Annotated in this window: 16 protein-coding genes and 1 tRNA gene; 15 read left to right on the top strand and 2 right to left on the bottom strand. The window is 44.2% G+C overall.

Going from position 1 to position 18,940, the window contains the following annotated elements:
* Positions 1–243, bottom strand: a 243-nt coding sequence (locus WC496_12650) for a hypothetical protein (GenBank protein MFA5293864.1), incomplete at its 3' end; no start/stop codon positions are given.
* A 559-nt stretch (positions 244–802) separates the two neighbouring features.
* Here WC496_12650 and WC496_12645 point away from each other — a divergent pair.
* Positions 803–1,387: a hypothetical protein gene (locus tag WC496_12645; protein MFA5293863.1), complete on the top strand. Its 585-nt coding sequence runs from the start codon at positions 803–805 to the stop codon at positions 1,385–1,387.
* A 352-nt stretch (positions 1,388–1,739) separates the two neighbouring features.
* Here WC496_12645 and WC496_12640 read toward each other — a convergent pair whose 3' ends face one another.
* Entirely contained in the window at positions 1,740–2,453 is a 714-nt protein-coding gene (locus WC496_12640) for an RluA family pseudouridine synthase (GenBank protein ID MFA5293862.1), read from the bottom strand.
* 309 nt (positions 2,454–2,762) lie between these two features.
* On the opposite strand from WC496_12640, the gene WC496_12635 reads away from it, so the two are divergent.
* The 14 genes from WC496_12635 to WC496_12570 all read left to right on the top strand — a co-directional run bounded on the left by WC496_12635 (position 2,763) and on the right by WC496_12570 (position 18,775).
* Positions 2,763–3,800 (top strand): hypothetical protein, encoded by a 1,038-nt coding sequence (locus WC496_12635; GenBank protein MFA5293861.1) that lies wholly within the window; start codon positions 2,763–2,765, stop codon positions 3,798–3,800.
* 61 nt (positions 3,801–3,861) lie between these two features.
* Positions 3,862–4,725, top strand: coding sequence for a formylglycine-generating enzyme family protein (locus tag WC496_12630; protein MFA5293860.1), 864 nt, complete (start codon positions 3,862–3,864; stop codon positions 4,723–4,725).
* 610 nt (positions 4,726–5,335) lie between these two features.
* Positions 5,336–6,898 carry a ribonuclease Y gene (gene rny / locus WC496_12625; GenBank protein MFA5293859.1) on the top strand — a complete coding sequence of 521 codons (1,563 nt, stop codon included), beginning with the start codon at positions 5,336–5,338 and terminating at the stop codon, positions 6,896–6,898.
* A 161-nt stretch (positions 6,899–7,059) separates the two neighbouring features.
* Positions 7,060–7,911, top strand: coding sequence for a TIGR00282 family metallophosphoesterase (locus WC496_12620; GenBank protein MFA5293858.1), 852 nt, complete (start codon positions 7,060–7,062; stop codon positions 7,909–7,911).
* Between the two features lie 134 nt (positions 7,912–8,045).
* Positions 8,046–9,149 (top strand): LamG domain-containing protein, encoded by a 1,104-nt coding sequence (locus tag WC496_12615; GenBank protein ID MFA5293857.1) that lies wholly within the window; start codon positions 8,046–8,048, stop codon positions 9,147–9,149.
* The gene (locus WC496_12610) at positions 9,134–10,378 is read left to right on the top strand and encodes a hypothetical protein (protein MFA5293856.1); all 1,245 of its coding nucleotides are present in this window, start codon (positions 9,134–9,136) and stop codon (positions 10,376–10,378) included. Before WC496_12615 ends, WC496_12610 begins: the two co-directional genes overlap by 16 nt.
* 155 nt (positions 10,379–10,533) lie before the next feature.
* Complete coding sequence (gene xseA / locus WC496_12605; protein ID MFA5293855.1) at positions 10,534–11,922, top strand: exodeoxyribonuclease VII large subunit; 1,389 nt, start codon at positions 10,534–10,536, stop codon at positions 11,920–11,922.
* 116 nt (positions 11,923–12,038) lie between these two features.
* Positions 12,039–13,841: a tetratricopeptide repeat protein gene (locus WC496_12600; protein MFA5293854.1), complete on the top strand. Its 1,803-nt coding sequence runs from the start codon at positions 12,039–12,041 to the stop codon at positions 13,839–13,841.
* A gap of 161 nt (positions 13,842–14,002) precedes the next feature.
* Positions 14,003–15,400: a glycoside hydrolase family 28 protein gene (locus WC496_12595; GenBank protein ID MFA5293853.1), complete on the top strand. Its 1,398-nt coding sequence runs from the start codon at positions 14,003–14,005 to the stop codon at positions 15,398–15,400.
* A 27-nt stretch (positions 15,401–15,427) separates the two neighbouring features.
* Positions 15,428–16,411, top strand: a complete 984-nt coding sequence (locus WC496_12590; GenBank protein MFA5293852.1) for a TRAP transporter substrate-binding protein — start codon at positions 15,428–15,430, stop codon at positions 16,409–16,411.
* Between the two features lie 2 nt (positions 16,412–16,413).
* The gene (locus tag WC496_12585; GenBank protein ID MFA5293851.1) at positions 16,414–16,953 is read left to right on the top strand and encodes a TRAP transporter small permease; all 540 of its coding nucleotides are present in this window, start codon (positions 16,414–16,416) and stop codon (positions 16,951–16,953) included.
* Positions 16,954–16,982: 29 nt separating this feature from the next.
* Complete coding sequence (locus WC496_12580; GenBank protein MFA5293850.1) at positions 16,983–18,284, top strand: TRAP transporter large permease; 1,302 nt, start codon at positions 16,983–16,985, stop codon at positions 18,282–18,284.
* A 98-nt stretch (positions 18,285–18,382) separates the two neighbouring features.
* A complete protein-coding gene (xseB, locus tag WC496_12575; protein ID MFA5293849.1) occupies positions 18,383–18,610 on the top strand; it encodes an exodeoxyribonuclease VII small subunit in 228 nt (75 codons plus the stop codon).
* Between the two features lie 81 nt (positions 18,611–18,691).
* Positions 18,692–18,775 (top strand) — tRNA-Leu (locus WC496_12570).
* Positions 18,776–18,940: the final 165 nt, after the last annotated feature.

Raw genomic sequence — 18,940 nt, 5'->3', positions numbered from 1 at the left:
TGTTCCTCGCCCCTGACTTCCTGCGAAGGGGGCTGCGGACGGGAATGCTTGAAAGTAAATAATGATGGAAAAAATAAAATATGAAGAAAAACAAAAAATTGCCTTGATTGGCTCCGGTTCATAGGATGACGCGGATTTATTTAAGCGTAAAATTTCGTTGAGTTTGAAAAGAAGAGTGATATAATCTTTATTAGCCACAGAGAGCATAGAGGTATTTGTTTCAACGGCAATAAGAATTGCCATGAATTTAAAACCGTCGGGCTTTACTTTCAAGTAAACTTGCCGTCAGCCCGCCATTTTGAATTATCGGCTACGCCTTTGTTGAAACAAAAAAGTACGCCAATGCGTTTAAGAGAAAGAAAAGACTCAGGAGGCAGAATAACTAAAGAAGTCCGCCGAAGGCGGGACTTATTGATGACTATCTGAGAGTGGAAATAAGAAATTCGAGATTTCTTGTTTCTGATTTAACACATGAAAATGCTGGGGCATATTGGGAAGCGGGTTATGCAGAAGGATTAGGAAAACCAGTTATATATACTTGCAAGAAATAAAAGTTTGATAAGGAAAAATCACATTTTGATACTAATCATCTTCTTACTATAACATGGGATGATAAAGAGCTTCAAATGGCAATGGAGATTCTTAAAGCCACTGTTAGAGCTACACTGCCGGACGAAGCGAAACTTACGGATGATTGAAATTTTTCATAATTATGTTTATGTTTTTTATATCTCTTACTATCGATTTTTTTAAAGTTATAATTTATCGTAATATGAAAAACCGGGAGATACAACAGAAATAGATGAAAGAATCAAAATCCAAAAAAGAAAAGGAAGGACAATTATTTAAAGCAGGTGATAAATGGTGGCTCAATGCATGCATAGATCCTTTTCATGCGGATTGGTATGCATATTCTGAGGGCTATAAACGGGCTGCAAACATACTTGTTGAATACGTAAAAACGAATCGAATAGACTTGGATGTCTTAGTATATCCTATTATCTATCTGTATCGCCACCATTTGGAGTTATGTTTAAAATCTATAATCAGCAACGGCAGGAAGTTACTTGATCGGTCAGGAGAATTTCAAAAAATTCATAAGTTGAATGATCTATGGAGAGAAGCAAGAATAATTTTAGAAAAGGTATATAAGGGAGATCCAACAGACGAATTAGATGAGATAGAAAAAGTCTTTGATCAATTCTGTAGTAGAGAACCTACTGGGGTTGACTCTCGCTACCCAACGTACAAAGATGGGAACAAGACACTTCCCGGCTTGACGCACATTAACATTGGAGAGTTTTCGGAAATTATAATGAAAGTGGCAAATTTCCTCGATGGGGCAAACATGGGGATTGTTGAGAAATTGGATGTGAAATTGAGTTAGAAAAAGGATATAGAATCAGAATACTTACAAAACCCATGTAATAGTAAAGATATCGAATCGAAGAACAACAGAGCAGGGGAAGAACCGCCGATAGAAAAATCCTAAACCCTACCGCCAGTAAAACAATGAACGTCATCCCCGTAAAGGAACCCTAAATACCGCTCATTTACCCTTGCGCAGGGTTTCCGCTTCGCTCCAACATTCGCGGCTCTGAACCCCCAGTAAAACTGGGGGCTAAACAACCCGGCCTCGAGCGGCCGGGGCTAAATAATTTGGGATAACCGTTGTTGCGTTATGAATGATTTGGGCGGCAATAACAACCCCGCCTCAAGCGGCGGGGGCTAACCAATTTTTATAAACCCATAAGATTATGGAAATAGGCGGGAAGCTTCGTTTCAAAGGTCATCTGCTTTCCAGTGGCCGGGTGCTTAAACGAAATCGACTTTGAATGCAAGGCAAGCCTTTTAAAATCATCTTTGCTCTTTCCATATTTCCTGTCGCCTGCGATTGGGCAGCCTTTGTCGGCAAAGTGAACGCGTATCTGATTTTTCCTGCCGGTCAAAAGATTAATCTCCACCAAACTGAAGAGCCCTGTTTCCTTAAGAACCTTATAAGCGGTATGGGCAAGTTTGCCTTTGGCTGGGTTGGGCGTGGAATAGACAACGAATGCTTTGTTCTCAGTAAGATACGATGAGATAGTGCCCTGCTTTGGAGAAAGGCGGCCGTGGACGATGGCAATGTATTTTTTTTCCGTGTCCTTCCACTGAGCCTGCAGGGCCAATTTCATTTCCTCGCTCTTTGCGAAAATAAGAACGCCTGAAGTCCACTGGTCGAGACGGTGGACGGTGAAGACCCTGTTTCTGGATTTGGCGCAGCCTTTACGCACATAATCGGTCAGGATATATTGGAGGGTTTTGGTTTTGTTGGTCTCGGTTGCGACGGTCAGCAGGCCGGCGGGCTTGTCAACGACGATGATGTCGCTGTCTTCATAGAGAATCGAAAGGTCGGCGGGCAGATGCCTGTTCCGCGGGACAATGCTCCTGACTAAACGTTCTTTCTTAGGCATAGCGATTTAGAATACATGTAAAAATTTGTTTTGGGTTTCGGTATCGGTAAGGTCGCGTTATAGTTATTCGTTGTCGTGAATAGTTAACAGAACCCATAACGAAACTGAAGAACGGAACATTACCGTTACCAATACCGATACCTATATTAAACCATAGATTATGCGGATTTCACAGGTTTTTTTGTCGCTTAAAACTGCGCAAAATCATCTTGTTTTTTACGGTTATTCCTGCGAGAATGACTAAAACTTACAGCCATGAAGGCACAAAGAATTATAATTATTCAAATTTATTTTTAGGAGAGAAAAAAAATGAAGATGAAAGAGTTCAACGCAATCGTTTTGATAATGGTCCTTTTCGCAAGCTGTGGCTATTCAGCCACAATAGGAAACTGGCAAGGCGCAGCAGACGGCGACGCCAATCATCCGAAAGGAACAGGTTCGTGGAAAGACGCATATTGGAACAAGCCGCCAACCGTTCTTCCGACACCAACAAGAGACCTCTACGGAGAAATCAAAATAGTTAAGGCTAACGGAGTCTGCGTACTGGATAGTAACGGTGGAAATTACCAGTGCATACTCAGCATATCGGGCGGAACTGATGCCGCAACGGCGGCGCGGCTCGAAATCGTAAAGGGCGGATATCTCGGCATGGGCGAAGTGAGAGTAGGCTCAGGCGGTTCTGCTAAAACGGGAGCGGCGGGCTGCGTAATCCAGACGGGCGGAACCTTAAACCTGACAGATAATCTTATAGTCGGCCGAGCAGGCAGCAGCGATAATAATCCAAATAACGGAACAGGATTCTATACAATCAGCGGCGGAACGATAACCTTCGCGGCTACGAACGATAAAGCAAGTCTGTATATCGCAGGAATCGGCAAAACCGGGCCAACCGAAGGAACGTTTACGGTGGTCGGGAAAGGCGCTAATATTAATTTTAAATCATTATTCGTCGGCAGCAACGGGAAAAAGGACGAGGGAACAGGTACAGTCGAATTCAAAATAGACGCCGGCGGGGTAAGCCCGATTCGGCTGGAAAATATGGCTACCATCGATGCACTTGGCACAGAGTCCACGGCAAAACTGGTTGTAATCGCTATCGGCGCACCGCCAAAGTCTGATATTCTTCTTATTGAAACGCTCGGCGGCAATCCTGTATCCGGCGTTTTCGATACGGTTAACGGCAATCCTGCGGCTGAAGGAGCTCAGGTGGTTCTGAAAGCAACGGACGGCAGCTACTATTACGATTTAACCTATACCGGCGGCAACGGCGCCAATGATATTATGCTGAAATACCGTAAGTTCGAACCTGCGGCGGCGGCACCTGCAGCGGCTGAACCAAATAAATAAAACTTAGCCACTAAGGCACTAAGACACAAAATTTATATGATGATGTTAAGGAGAACAAACGATGAAAAAACTGATTACTTTAATGTTAATACTTTCAATCGCAGCGGCAGTTACAGCGGCTGAAAAAGCCAAGGAAACTCCGCAGGCAACAATTCAGCAGCAAAAGGCGGCAGCAGCGGCGAAACTGCCCCTGACGAAAACCATCGACCTCGGTAATGACGTCAATATGACAGTGGTATTCATACCGGCCGGAGAATTCGAGATGGGTTCGCCAATGGAAGAAATTAAAAGAGATGACGACGAGGGCCAGCATCATATCAAACTGACAAAGGCATTCTACATCGGCAAGTTCGAGGTTACGCAGCTTCAGTACCGCGTAATTATGAACGATAACCCGAGCGAATTCGGAGGCGATAATCTGCCTGTAGATAATGTCAACTGGTACGAGGCGATGAGATTTCTTAAGAAACTTTCCGATAAGACGGGGCTGAAATTCAGACTGCCGACGGAAGCGGAATGGGAATACGCCTGCCGAGCCGGAACAACAACGGCGTTCAATACTGGAACGACTATCGATTCGGATGTCGCCAATTATGACGCGACAGCCCCATACGCGGATGGAATTATCGGCAAGGAACTTAAAAGGACAAACAAAGCCGGGTCCTATCCAGCCAATGCGTTCGGATTGTACGATATGCACGGCAATGTATGGGAATGGTGCAGCGATATTTACGATAAGAATTACTACAAAATTACGCCATTGAACGACCCTACAGGGCCAGCTGAACAGGAAGGCGACCGTGTCATCAGAGGCGGCGCGTGGAACGAAAAGGCTGGTAAATGCCGGTCGGCCGACAGGAATAACCGCGGAGCAAAGACTAATCAGCCGATTATAGGTTTTCGGGTCGTATTGGAAATCGAATAAACAACATTAACAATTTAAATAATTCACAAAAAATCCCGCATTTAACAATATTAAGTGCGGGATTTTTGCTTTCCAGAGACTAAATTTAAAAAAAGTTATTATTGTAAAGCCTTGTCTGGAAAGACATTAAAGAAGCCTGATGCATTCTAAGCGAAATAATCGGGCTTGATTTAACGGCCCAGAGCAGGTATCATATAATAGTTAGAAGCATTGCAAACTGTGTGGTTTGCGGCGGATAACGAGATAAGTTTGGGCGTAAAGCTCAAAAATGAAGTAAATGTTATAAACGCACTGTAAAGCCGCAGAAGACGGCGTTAGAGAAGAATATATTCTCAAGTCGTAATCAGCGAAAGAACGGTGAATAAAAAGAGACAAGAAATTCTTACGAATAGTTCGACAGGCATGATTAGTATTTCAAGGACCAGCATAGAAAAAAAGGACCTGAAACAAAAGGTTTTGACCAAACCTTTTGATTGAGATCTATTAAGTTCGCCTAACAACAAAGAAAAGGATTTCAACTCTTAAACATTTCTTCCGGAGCATTTGACTGCTCTGTCTGCGTTGCCCGCCAACAAACTGTAAACTATACTTTACGTGAAAGGTACAAAAAATGTTTACTCTACCTCAGGCGATAATCACCGCAGCAGCGGTAATAGTCGGAGCGATATTGGCAGTCGTTATCGGCAAAATTATCTCCATAATAAAAAGAAACAATCTAAAACAAAATCTTCAAAGTCAACTCGAAAACGCGAAAAAAGAAGCTGACAGTATTATCAGAACGGCACGTCTGGAAGCAACGGCGGAAGCCTTAAAGAAAAGAGAGGAATTTACCGCTGAAGCCAACCAGGCAAAAGCTGAAATCCGCGAGGCTGAAAGACGATTAACCAAACATGAAGACGCAATCGACAGGCAGAACGAACTGCTCGGCCAGCGGGAAAAATCGCTCAGTCAGTCGGAACATAACGTTAAAAACCGCGCACATCAGCTCGATGAACGGGAAAAGGAAATCAATAATATCATCGCCCAGCAGAAGAACCAGCTTCTGAAAATCAGCGCGATGAACGCAGAAGAGGCCAAGCAGCTCCTGCTGAAGAAACTCGAAGACGAATGCGAACAGGAAATGAGCTCCATTATTCAGCGTAAAATGGAAGAAATGCAGGAGGCGGCGGAAGATAAAGGCAGGGAAATCATAAGCTCAGCTATCCAGAGATATGCGGCCGACCAGACCTGCGAAGTAACCGTTTCCACTATCGATATACCAAGCGACGATATGAAAGGCAGAATCATCGGAAGAGAAGGCAGAAACATCCGGTCATTCGAAAAGGCAACCGGCGTCGATGTAATCGTCGATGACACGCCGGGCGTTATCGTCATCAGCGGGTTCAACCCGATAAGAAGAGAAGTCGCCAGACAATCAATGGAAAAACTCATACAGGACGGCAGAATACATCCGAGCAGAATCGAAGAGCTTGTGGCACAGACCAAAAAAGACGTTATCAATAAAGTCATGCAGGTCGGCAAAGAAGCTTCAGTCGAAGTTGACGTAAGAGGCCTTAATCCAAAAATTCTTATGGAAATAGGAACTCTGAACTATAGAACCAGTTACGGGCAGAACGTTTTGAGGCACAGCGTTGAAGTCGCATTTCTGGCACAGGTAATGGCAGACGAACTGGGGCTTGACGGGTCAATCGCACGAAGAGCGGGATTCCTGCACGATATAGGAAAGGCGATGGACCACGAAGTGGAAGGCGGACATCCGGCCATCGGCGCAAATTATCTGAAAAGATTCAACGAATCGTCAATAATACTGAACGCAGTGGCGGCTCACCACGGCGATATTCCGGCAGATAATCCTTATACGCCGCTTGTCGCCGCGGCCGATGCTATCAGCGCATCAAGGCCGGGAGCCAGACGAGAAACGCTCGAAAGATATATCAAGAGACTCGAGAAACTCGAAGAAATCGCGAACCAGTTCACCGGCGTCGAAAATTGCTACGCAATACAGGCCGGCAGAGAAATACGCGTTATCGTCAACGCTCAGAACATCGATGACGGATGCGCTACGAAAATGGCCCGCGATATCGCCAAGAAAATCGAAGATGAACTGACTTATCCGGGCGAAATAAAGGTTACCCTGCTTCGGGAAGTTCGTTGTATCGAATACGCGAGGTAGTTTATAGCCACGAAGGCACAAAGACACGAAGTAAGAAGTAAATAGATTTAAGATTTCGTTGTCGGTATAGGTATCGGTAACGTCGCGTGTTGCGTTTTCGGTTTGGTGTTTCGTGTTGTCTTGAAGAAAAATGAAATTCGGTTAAATTTAAACAAATACAGATGAAATTAAATATATTATGTATCGGGGATATAGTCGGAAGGCCGGGGAAAAGAATCCTCGGCGATAATCTCGGCGCAATTATAAAGCAGTATGAAATCGACTGCGTTATCGCCAATGCCGAGAACGCCGCGGGCGGGTCTGGACTTACATTCCAGATTTACGACAAACTTCAGAAATACGGCGTTAATATGATTACGCTCGGCGACCATGTCTTTAAAAAGAAAGATATAATCACAGTCCTTGAAAAAAATGACAATATAGCAAGGCCGGCAAATTTTTCGGCTTACGCCGCCGGCAAGAGTTACGCTGTGTATAAAAGCCAAAAAGGGCCCGTCATCGCGGTCGTGCCGCTTATCGGCAGAATATTTATGAAGCCCGCCGACAGCCCTTACGACTGCATAGACGCCCTGCTGCCCAAGCTCGAACAGCAGGCTGATATTATCATTGCGGAAATACACGCAGAGGCGACGAGCGAAAAAGTTTCGCTTGGGTATTATCTCGACGGAAGAGTAAGCTGTGTTTTCGGCACGCACACGCACGTCGTTACGGCCGATGAAAAAATCCTGCCGAAGGGAACTGCGTATATAACAGATATTGGAATGACCGGCGCACATCATTCGGTGCTTGGCAGAAGAATAGAATCGGTTCTGAAAAATTTCAGGACACGAATGCCCTGCCCGTTTGAAATCGCGACCGAAGATTTGCGAATGAACGGGGTTATCGTAACCATCGACAGCACTACGAAAAAAGCGGAGAAAATCAGCCGATTCGAATTCAAAGATGAAAAGTCCGACCCAATCGGCTATGACAGCGATGACGGCAAACCGGATTACAACAGCGATTTCGAATAAAAAACATAACCGCTTTAAAAGCAAAGTCTTATAATAACACAAAATTTTCATCAGAAACTATTTTTTGCCTTGACTTTTACACTCAAAAAGAGGTACTATGTCTCTAATGGAATGGTATAATTTGGAAGGGTAAAATGAAACCGGAAAAATACTTGCGTAATCATTTCAATCTCTTAGGACTAATTCTGTTATCAGTTGTATGCCTGACTGCCATACCGGCGTTTGGTGACCCTAGTCTTGTCGGCTGGTGGAAGTTCGATGAGGTCAGCGGAACTGCAGCGAATGATTCTTCCGACTATAATAATAATGGAACGGTTTACGGCGGAGCAACATGGACAACCGGCCAGATTGACGGTGCGCTGAATTTTGACGGCAGCAACGATTATGTCAGCGTTCCCGACAATGATAATTCTCTTGATATGGACAACGAGATGACAATTACCGCATGGATAAAACCGAGCAATATTAGCAGTTATTATTGCATCGCGGCCAAGCAGCCGAGCGGGACTGCAGGAAACAACTATCCCGGTAATTATGAATTTAGAATTGCACAAACCAGCGGTCTTTTACAGTTATGGCACCAAGGAACAGGCACTACATATGGTTATACAGGTTATGTCTCAACGACGGCTGTTACGGCCGGGGTATGGCAGCACGTTACGGTAACTTTGAAAGAAGGGGATAGTGTAAAATTCTATATAAATGGTGCACCAGCCGGAACGTTGTCGCAAACTGCGGTATTCGGCATTGTTAATAACGAACCAGTAAGGATAGGAGCAAGAAAAGATTCTGCTTACTGGTTTTACGGATCTATGGATAATATTCGTATTTATAACAGGGCATTATCTGGTACTGAAATTCAGCAACTTTATTATTATAACGCTATTCTACAAGCAACTAATCCCACACCTGCTGATGGCAAATATTGTGTGGAACCGAATATAATCCTAACCTGGTATTCCGGAAATGGAGCCTTATCACATGATGTATACTTCGGCACGGATTATAGTGATGTAAATAACGCGGATATTAATGACGCAAATGTATTTATGGGTAATCAGGATGTTAACAGTTGGGATCCCGGTGTTCTTAACACGGCTACTTACTTTTGGCGGATTGATGAGAATAGTTCCTATGGCATAAACAAAGGCAATATTTGGAGTTTTACAATAACCTCTCCATGTAAAACAGGTGTTCCTTTCCTGCTAATGGCGAATATTGTGTGGAACCGAATATAATCCTAACCTGGCTGTCAGGAGAAGGAGCTTTGTCGCACGATGTGTATTTGGGTACGGATTATAGCGATGTAAATAACGCGGATATTAATGACGTAAACGTATATATGAGTAATCAGAATGTTAATAACTGGAATCCATGGGGTCTTGATTTTGCAACTACCTACTATTGGCGGATTGATGAGAGGGGCTTCTACGGCACAACCAAAGGGAATATTTGGAGTTTTACAACGACACTTTCCTCTCCAGATAAATCAACTAATCCTGTTCCCGCTGATGATTCCAACAATATCTTCATATATAATAACGTTCTAAACTGGACTGGCGGTGATTGCGCAGTTTCCAGCGATGTGTATTTCGGAACCAGTTTCAGCGATGTAAATGAGGCGAATACTCTGTCGGCCGAATACAAAGGCAATCAAACTGCAACGAGTTATGATACATGTAATAATTTTGATGTAAACACAATTTATTATTGGCGAATTGACGAAAAGAATTCCTATGGCACAACCAAAGGAGATATCTGGAATTTTACAACTTCCCTTTATCTGCCACCCAGCAAGGCGACTAATCCTAATCCGGCTAATGGAGCTGCAGACCTAAATATCATACAAGATTTGAGCTGGACAGCCGGAGCAAATGCTATATCACACGATGTATATTTCGGAACCACAAATCCGCCGCCGTTTATGGGCAACCAGACCGGCACAAACTACGACACCGAAACAGAAGGAAAGGTTTATTATTGGCGTATAGACGAAAAAAATTATGGTGGAATTACGACAGGTGATCTTTGGAGCTTTACGATATCGTGTTATGCCGGCATGCCTGATTATGCGGAATGGGTAGATGCAGGAAAACCTACATGTTGGTGTTACCCAAGACAGTGCCACGGCGATGCCGATGGAATAAAAACTGGTGGAGGTCCAACTGCTGGTTACTACTATGTATCGCAGAATGATTTGAATACTCTTATTACTGCATGGCAGGTTAAGAATTCTCCAAAGGGTCCGGGGCTTTCCGGAAAGCAAGGCTGTGCCGATTTTAACCGCACGAAAACAGGAAATGTGGTTACGGGTTATTACAGAGTTTCCCAGACAGACCTGAATATCCTAATTAGTTATTGGCAGGTAAAAGAGTCACCAAAAGGTCCGGGCACACCGGCTAATTGCTTGCCGGGGAACAGGAATCCGCCGCCAAGCAGCGGCGACATTATTATTTATCAGCCTTAAACTCATCTTCAAAGGCAGTAATAATAGTTCCTTCAAAGCTTATGCTTAGATGAAAAAATAAAGAGTGTTATTTAAAATATTTTCAAAGCCGGTGGCTAAAAAGTCAGCGGCTTTTTTTATGGAACAAGCTGCAAAACCGCCTTATAATCCCTCTTATGAAAGACAGCTTATTCGACCAGCCAAAAGAATCAGATTCGCCTAAAGCGAAAATCTATACCGTCAGCCAGGTTACGTCGCTGATAAAGACGAGCCTTGAAAATTCACTGCCGGGAAGGCTCACCATCACCGGCGAAATAAGCGGGTTCAAGAAACATTCGAGCGGACACTGCTATTTCGACCTTAAAGACGAAAACGCGGTCATCCCCTGCGTTATGTGGAAGAGCGACTTTATAAAACTGAAATTCAAGCCTGAAAACGGGCTGGCAATCCTCGCTAAAGGCTATATCGATGTTTACGCTCCGCAGGGCAAATATCAGTTCTATGCGAATTCGATGCAGCCGGCAGGAGTCGGAGCTTTGCAGCTTGCATTCGAGCAGATGAAAAATAAACTCGCGGCCGAGGGGCTGTTCGAGGAAGAACATAAAAAGCCCCTGCCTAAATACCCATTTAGAATCGGCATTTTGACAAGTAAATCTGGCGCGGCGCTGCACGATATAGTCGACAGCATTCGAAATCGCTGGCCGGTTGCTAAATTATTCTTTTACGATATGCCGGTGCAAGGCGAAGGAGCGGCGGGAAAAATCGCTCTTGCGATTAAAGATGTTAATAAAAGAAACGCTACGCTGAAACTTGACGTTATAATTGTCGGGCGCGGCGGCGGGTCAATGGAAGATTTGTGGGCGTTTAACGAAGAGGCGGTCGCGCGGGCGATATTCAATTCCAAATTGCCGATTATCAGCGCGGTCGGACACGAAGTCGATGTAACAATCGCAGACCTTGCCGCAGACGCACGGGCATCGACGCCGACAAAGGCGGGAATGATAGCTGTGCCGGATATAAAAGAAGTGTCGAGCCAAATAGATAATATATCCAAAAGAATTAAATCGGATACCGATTCGATTTTGACGCTTTCGTCGCAGAAATTAAAAACGATTCTGGCCGCGGCGATGTTCCGCAGTCCGCTTGTCATAATTCAAAACAGGCAGCAAAGGCTCGACGATTTTGAAAATAATCTCGCCGATTCGGCAAAATCTTTTGTCGCCAATATTCGCGGCCTGATTCAAACATACTTTGAAAAGATTTTGAAAATTGAGCCGCACAGGATTATGGCCGAGCGGAAAATTTCCCTGAATAACCTACAGAACCGCTGCGAGACGACAATAAAAACAGTTTTGCACGAATTGAACTTAAAACTTACAAGTTGCGCAAGCGGACTGGCGGGTCTTAACCCCAAATCAGTGCTAAAACGAGGATACAGCATAACGAGACTTGCGATTAACGGTAAAATAATTAAAAGTATTGCCGAAATTAATATTAATGATATTATAATAACCGAATTAAAGGAATCTCATATTTTAGAAAGCAAAGTAATAAAAAAAAAGTAAACTAACATTTGAACAGACTAATAAAAATCGATCCATATCATTTTAAAGAATTAAAGAAAACAATTAGCTTCGAGCAAAGCCGGACTTCAACAATGTAATAGTCGCATAAAATATTAATGAAAAAAATACCAGCTCAAAATCGATCGTTGCTAATTTATCTCATACTATCACTGACTACCCTTATAGTATTTTATCAGGTACGGTTATTTCCTTTTGTTAATTATGACGACCCTGTTTATGTTACCCATAATGCTAATATTCAGAAAGGCATATCGTTTGAGAGTGTAAAATGGGCTTTAACCTCCGGTTACGCCAAAAATTGGCATCCATTAACATGGTTTACTCATATACTGGATTGGCGGCTTTTTGGCAATAATCCGGCAGGCCCTCATATCATTAATTTACTTTTTCATATTCTTAATACCCTGCTGCTCTTTTTTGTCTTAAAAAAAATGACAAACGGGTTTTGGCAAAGTGCATTTGCAGCTGCTATCTTCGCAGTTCATCCGCTGCACGTCGAATCCGTGGCGTGGATTTCCGAAAGAAAGGACGTTCTAAGCACATTCTTCTGGCTGCTTACGATGGCCGCATATCTGCGTTATACCCAAAAGCAGACCATTATTCATTATTTGACAGTACTTTTTGTTTTTGCATTAGGCCTTATGTCAAAGCCGATGCTTGTTACGCTGCCATTTGTGCTGCTTTTGCTTGATTATTGGCCACTGAACAGATTCACAGCCAAACATTCGCTATTAAATCCTGTCACTGAGAAAGTTCCTTTATTTGCAATGGCAGCGGCATCATCTGTTATTACTTTCATCGTTCAAAAAGGCAATGAGGCAAATTTGAACGAATACGACTTTCCTGTTCGTTTGGCTAACGCACTTATTTCGTACCAAAGCTATATCATGAAAACAATCTGGCCCGGCCGGCTTGCTATTTTTTATCCTCATCCCGGCAGTAATGTTTCGATTCCATTTGCCGTAATTTCAGCAATAATGCTTTTAGTTATCACATTTTTTGTTCTTAAATTTTCAAGCCGTCATAAATACCTGTTCACTGGCTGGTTTTGGTACATCGGGACCCTTGTACCAGTCATAGGTTTTGTTCAGGTTGGCGACCAGGCAATGGCAGACCGTTACAGTTATATCACTTTAACAGGTTTGTTTATCATTGCGGCATGGGGTGTGCCTGAAATACTGAACAAATGGAAGTATAAAAAGGCAACAATTACCTTATCGGCAATTCTGGCGATTTTGGTTTTGTCAATATGTACTTTCTTTCAGCTCGGGTTTTGGCGAAACAATCTGACGTTATTTCAGCACGCTATCGACATAACAAAAAATAATTATATGGCTCATTACTGCATGGTAGACCCTCTAAGCAAAAGGGAAAAACTGAATGAGGCAATTTATCATTGCTCCATGACGACTCAGCTTATGCCCGGATATTTTCAGGCGCATCTTACGATGAGTTATCTGCTTCAGGCGTCCGGAAGGTACGACGAGGCGGTCCAGGAGTGCTGGAAATGTCTTCAGATGAAACCAGATGAGCCTAACGCGTTAAATGGTATCGGCGTTATATTCGGCATAAAGAACCAACTTGACGAAGCTGTTAAGTATTTTAAGCTGGCGATAAAATCCCATCCAAATTTTGTCGAATCGCACATCAACCTCGGTTATGCCCTGACCTTACAGGGCAAATTCGATGAAGCGGCCGTTTGTTTCTCTGAAGCGCTGCGTCTTGACAATCGTTCTGCGATTGCGCATTACCATCTCGGATGTATATTCCAGCAAAAAGACCAGCTTGACGAGGCTATAAATCATTTTCAGCATGTGATATCGATTAATCCCGGCTTTGCAGAGGCGAAAAACAAGCTCAATGCCGCCCTGTCTGCAAAACAGAACTCTCAGAGATGATGAGAAATACAGGAACTTAGGCAATCGTCTAATTTCCAGATTATGTCGAAGTATCAGACTCGATAACGACCGAACTTACTGATTAAAATATAATTGAAACCAAGGCAGTAAAAAAGTAGAATAGCGGAACCTAAGCCCACTTTTATTAAAGGAAGATTAATATGACAAGGGAACAAACAACAATTCCGGCAATCAAATTTCACATTATTTTACCGCTGATACTGTGTCTTGTTATGTTTGCAAGTACGAACAGTTTTGCGAAGACGGGCTGGGGACAGGCGGACAAGATTTTAAAAAGAATCAAGGCTCCTGTTTTCCCGGACAGGGATTTTAATATAACCGATTACGGCGCGGTCGGAGACGGGAAAACGATTTGCACCGAATCAATCAACAAAGCGATTACTGCCGCCAACAAAGCAGGAGGCGGAAGAGTGATAGTGCCGGCGGGCGAATTTTTAACCGGCGCGATTTACCTGAAGAGCAACGTCAATTTATATATTTCCGAAAGCGCGGTTGTAAAATTTTCGGCTGACCCCAACGCATATCTTCCGGCAGTATATACCCGGTGGGAAGGCGTAGAGTGTATGAATTATTCGCCGTTAATATACGCCTACAAAGAGAAGAATATCGCGATAACAGGTAAAGGACTGCTCGACGGACAAGGCGCAAACTGGTGGGGCAGGAAAAAACTTTCCAAGCGGCGCCAAGACCGAACAAGGCTGTTCGAGCAGGGACGAGACGGCGTGCCTGTCAAAGACAGACAATACGGCGGCAAGTCGCTAAGCCCCAATATGATTGAACCTTACAGATGCAAAAATATTCTCATCGAAGGGATAAGAATAATAAACGGGCCGTTCTGGCATCTTCATCCGACACTGTCAAAGAATATCACCGTCAGAAATGTAAGAGTTGAGGGCAGCGGACCAAATAATGACGGCTGCGACCCGGAATCGTGCAAAGATGTCCTTATCGAAGGCTGCTACTTCAATACAGGCGACGACTGCATCGCGATAAAGTCCGGCCGAAATAACGACGCCAGACGCGTGAACGTGCCGAGCGAAAATATTATTATACGAAACTGCGAAATGAGAGAGGGACACGCCGGTGTGGCTATCGGCAGTGAAATAACAGGAGGCGCCAGAAATATTTTTGTTGAAAATTGCCTGATGGACAGCCCGAACCAGGACCGGGCAATAAGACTTAAAACCAATTCCGTTCGAGGCGGATTCATAGAAAACGTTTACGTTAGAAATCTCACTGTCGGCGAGGTAAAAGAGGCCGTGCTGTTAATCAATTTCTTCTACCAGGATATCGAAAAGGGCAATTACAAGCCTATCGTAAAAAATATCAATATGGAAAACGTGACCAGCAAAAAAAGCAAGTACGCGCTGTTCCTGAGAGGTTTTGACGATGACCCGATAAGAGATGTTTACCTGAAGAATTGCACGCTCGATAATACTGAAAGTCCCGATGTAATCAGTAATGTCAAAAATCTGGTTATGGACAACGTGAAGATTAACGGCAAACTCGCCACGTCCACAGAGGCAGATGCCGATTAAAAACAAAAATATAAAAAAGGCTTAGTAATGAAAAATAGCGTTATACTGTTTTGTGTATTATGTATCGCCGCGGTAATGCCGGCCGGCTGTGAAAAGAAAGAGGGCCGACCGCAGGTAGTATTAAAACTGGCTCATGCGCTCGATATAACTCATCCTGTACATAAAGGGATGGTGTATATGGCCGAGAAAGTACAGGAGAAATCCGGCGGGCGAATGAAAGTCGAAATTTATCCGAACGAACAGCTCGGCACCGAAAAGGAATGTATAGAAGCGATTCAACTGGGGTATCTTGCGATAACAAAAACCTCCACCGCACCGATGGAAGGATTCGTATCGAAAATGAAAATTTTCGGGATTCCATATTTGTTCAGAGATTCGGAACATTTCTGGAAGGCGCTCAAAGGCCCGATAGGCAAAGAACTGCTTTTGGCGGGCCAGGCCAAAGGACTGCGGGGATTATGCTTCTATGACGCGGGGGCGAGAAGTTTTTATTCCAAAAGGGAAATTAATTCGCCCGCCGACCTGAAAGGAATGAAGGTTCGTGTGCAGAACAGTATTATGTCGATAAAAATGGTACAAGCGATGGGCGGCGCAGCGACGCCGATTCCGTTCGGCGAACTTTATACGGCGCTGGACCAGGGCGTTGTGGACGCGGCAGAAAATAATCCGCCTTCGTTTTATACGAGCCGGCATTACGAGGTCTGCAAATACTACACGATGGACGAACATACGATGCTGCCCGATATTCTTGTAATCAGCACAAGGGTCTGGAAAAATCTTACTCCGGAGTTTCAGCAGATTTTGCAGGAAGCGGTGGATGAATCGGTCGAGTATCAGCGAAAAATATGGGCCGAGGCCGAACAAAACGACCTCAAAACCGTCGAACAGCAAGGCGTAAAGATTATACATCCGGACAAACAGCCTTTCAGAGATTCCGTCAAAAGCGTATGGGACGAATTCGAAGGAACCGAAATCGGCGAGCTTATAAAACAAATACAGGAGGTACAGTAACAGTGTTTAAATTGATAAAGAAAATACTGGACCGTTCACTTGAAATATTAGTGATGATTGTTATGGCGGCGCTGGTAATCGACGTATCGTGGCAGGTCTTCACCCGGCTTGTATTGAAAAACCCGAGTACCGGAACGGAAGAGCTGGCGGTATTTATGCTTATCTGGGTGGCGATGCTCGGCTCGGCGGTGGCGCTGAACCGCGGCGCGCATCTGGGCATCGATTACGTTGTGGGCAAACTGCCGATAAGAAAAAGGCTTTATACTGAAATTTTCGTTTTCCTCTGCATAGCACTGTTTTCGTTATGCGTAATGGTCATCGGCGGGATAAGCCTTGTCGTCAGAACTCTGGAATTGGGACAGATATCGGCGGCGTGGAGCATTAAAATCGGATACGTATATCTTGCGATACCAATCAGCGGATTTTTCCTTGTGCTTTATTCCGTTATCGGGCTGACTGAAAGAATCGTCGAATTGTACAGGCATAGCTATCCTTTAGAACAAAAAACAGTTCCGCCGAGCGAAACAATCAGCGCGTACTGATACCATTTAAAGGCGAAAGGACATTACAAGTGAATTCAGCTATATTAATCCTGGTCATAAGCTTTTTCATACTGCTTGTCTTAAACGTGCCTGTGGCTTTTTGTATGGGCATTTCAACGGTGCTGGCACTTTTGGCGATGGGCGATATACCGGCGTTCGTGGCGACCGCTCACAAGATAGCTACCGGAATCGACAGTTTCACGCTGCTTGCGATACCGTTCTTTATATTGTCAGGCCTGCTGATGGGACAGGGAGGCATCGCAAGACGGCTCATCGATTTCGCAAATGTTCTGGTCGGAAGATTCCGAGGCGGTCTGGCTTTTGTAAATATTCTGACCTGTATGCTGTTCGGGGCGATATCAGGCTCGGCGACTGCGGCGGTATCGGCGGTCGGCGGCTTTATGGTTCCGCTGATGAACAAAATGGGCTATAACCGGGAATTCAACGCCTCGGTAACTATAACGGCGGCAACGACAGGCCTGCTGATTCCGCCCAGCAACGCAATGATTGTATATTCGCTGGCGACTGGCGGCTCGGTTTCCATAGCCGCGATGTTTATGGCGGGCTACATACCCGGCATTCTGACAGGTATCGCACTTATGATTACAAGCGGAATAATTTCTGTCAGGAACAACTACGGCAAAGGAGAAACGTTCCCATTCAAAGAAGGTGTGATACGCCTTCTAAAAGCGATTCCGCCGATGATGCTCGTATTCATCGTGGTCGGCGGCATCCTGATTGGCTGGTTTACTCCGACTGAAGCGTCGGCAATCGGCGTTCTCTATACATTAATCCTGGCCGTCTTCGTATATCGGGAGGTCAAAATCAGGGAATTGCCGAAGATTCTGCTCCAGTCCGGAGTTGTCACAGCGGTGGTTTTTCTGCTGATAGGAACGAGTATGGCGATGTCGTGGGTTTTGGCGGCTGAAAATGTTCCGCAGGAAATCAGCGCCGGCCTGATAGGTCTGACGAGCAATAAATTTCTTATCCTGCTGATAATTACCGGCCTGCTTCTGGTGGTCGGAATGTTTATGGATATGACGCCTGCGATTTTGATATTTACGCCGATTTTTTTGCCTGTTATAGAAAAACTTGGTATGCACCCGCTGCATTTTGGTATAATAATGCTTATGAATCTGAATATCGGCTTGTGTACGCCGCCGGTCGGGACGGCTCTTTTCCTGGGCTGCGGAATAGCCGATACGACAGTAACAAAAATAATGCGGCATATTCTGCCGTTTTTTATGGCGATGATAATTACACTTTTGGTATGTACCTATGTGCCGGCGATAACAATGTGGCTGCCGGAGAAACTGGGATTTGTAAAATAAAGGAAAAATAGCCACAAAGGCACTAAGACACGAAGAAAAAATATATAAATAAAAAACTTTGTGTTTCGGCGTCTTAGCGGCAGAATAGAGGTATTCCTATGGCTGAAAAAAAGGAAAATAACGATATAAATAATCTCTCGTTCGAGCAGGCGATAAAAAAACTTACCGATATCGTAAGCAAAATCGAAGATGGGCAGATTTCACTCGAACAGAGCCTGACCCAATACGAACAGGGAATGGAACTTATAAAACACTGCCGAGGCATTTTGCAAAAGGCGGAAAAGAAGATAGAAGAAATATCGAAGGAAAAAGAGAAAGAGAAATAGCCACCAAGACACGAAGACACAAAGTATTTTTTATATAATTTTCTTAGTGCCCTGGTGCCTTTGCGGCTAAGGTTTTTCGATGCGAGCGTGGCGGAACTGGCAGACGCGCAAGGTTTAGGTCCTTGTGTCCTAACGGGCTTGTGGGTTCGACTCCCTCCGCTCGCATTTACTTATAAAATGCTGAATACTATGCAAATATGATTTTATACGCATTCCAATAAATTTTCGCGCGCCAGAAAATAAGACTTGCGCTATCGTATAACTTATGGCATAGTTGTCCTAAAAAGGAAATTTGCCATGAATGTACAGCCGCATACACCAACAGACATC

Source organism: Phycisphaerae bacterium, from assembly GCA_041652575.1.
Taxonomy (GTDB): Bacteria; Planctomycetota; Phycisphaerae; order Sedimentisphaerales; family UBA12454; genus UBA12454.
Note: the sequence above shows the minus strand (reverse complement) of the source record. Positions and strands in the feature narration are given on the sequence as shown.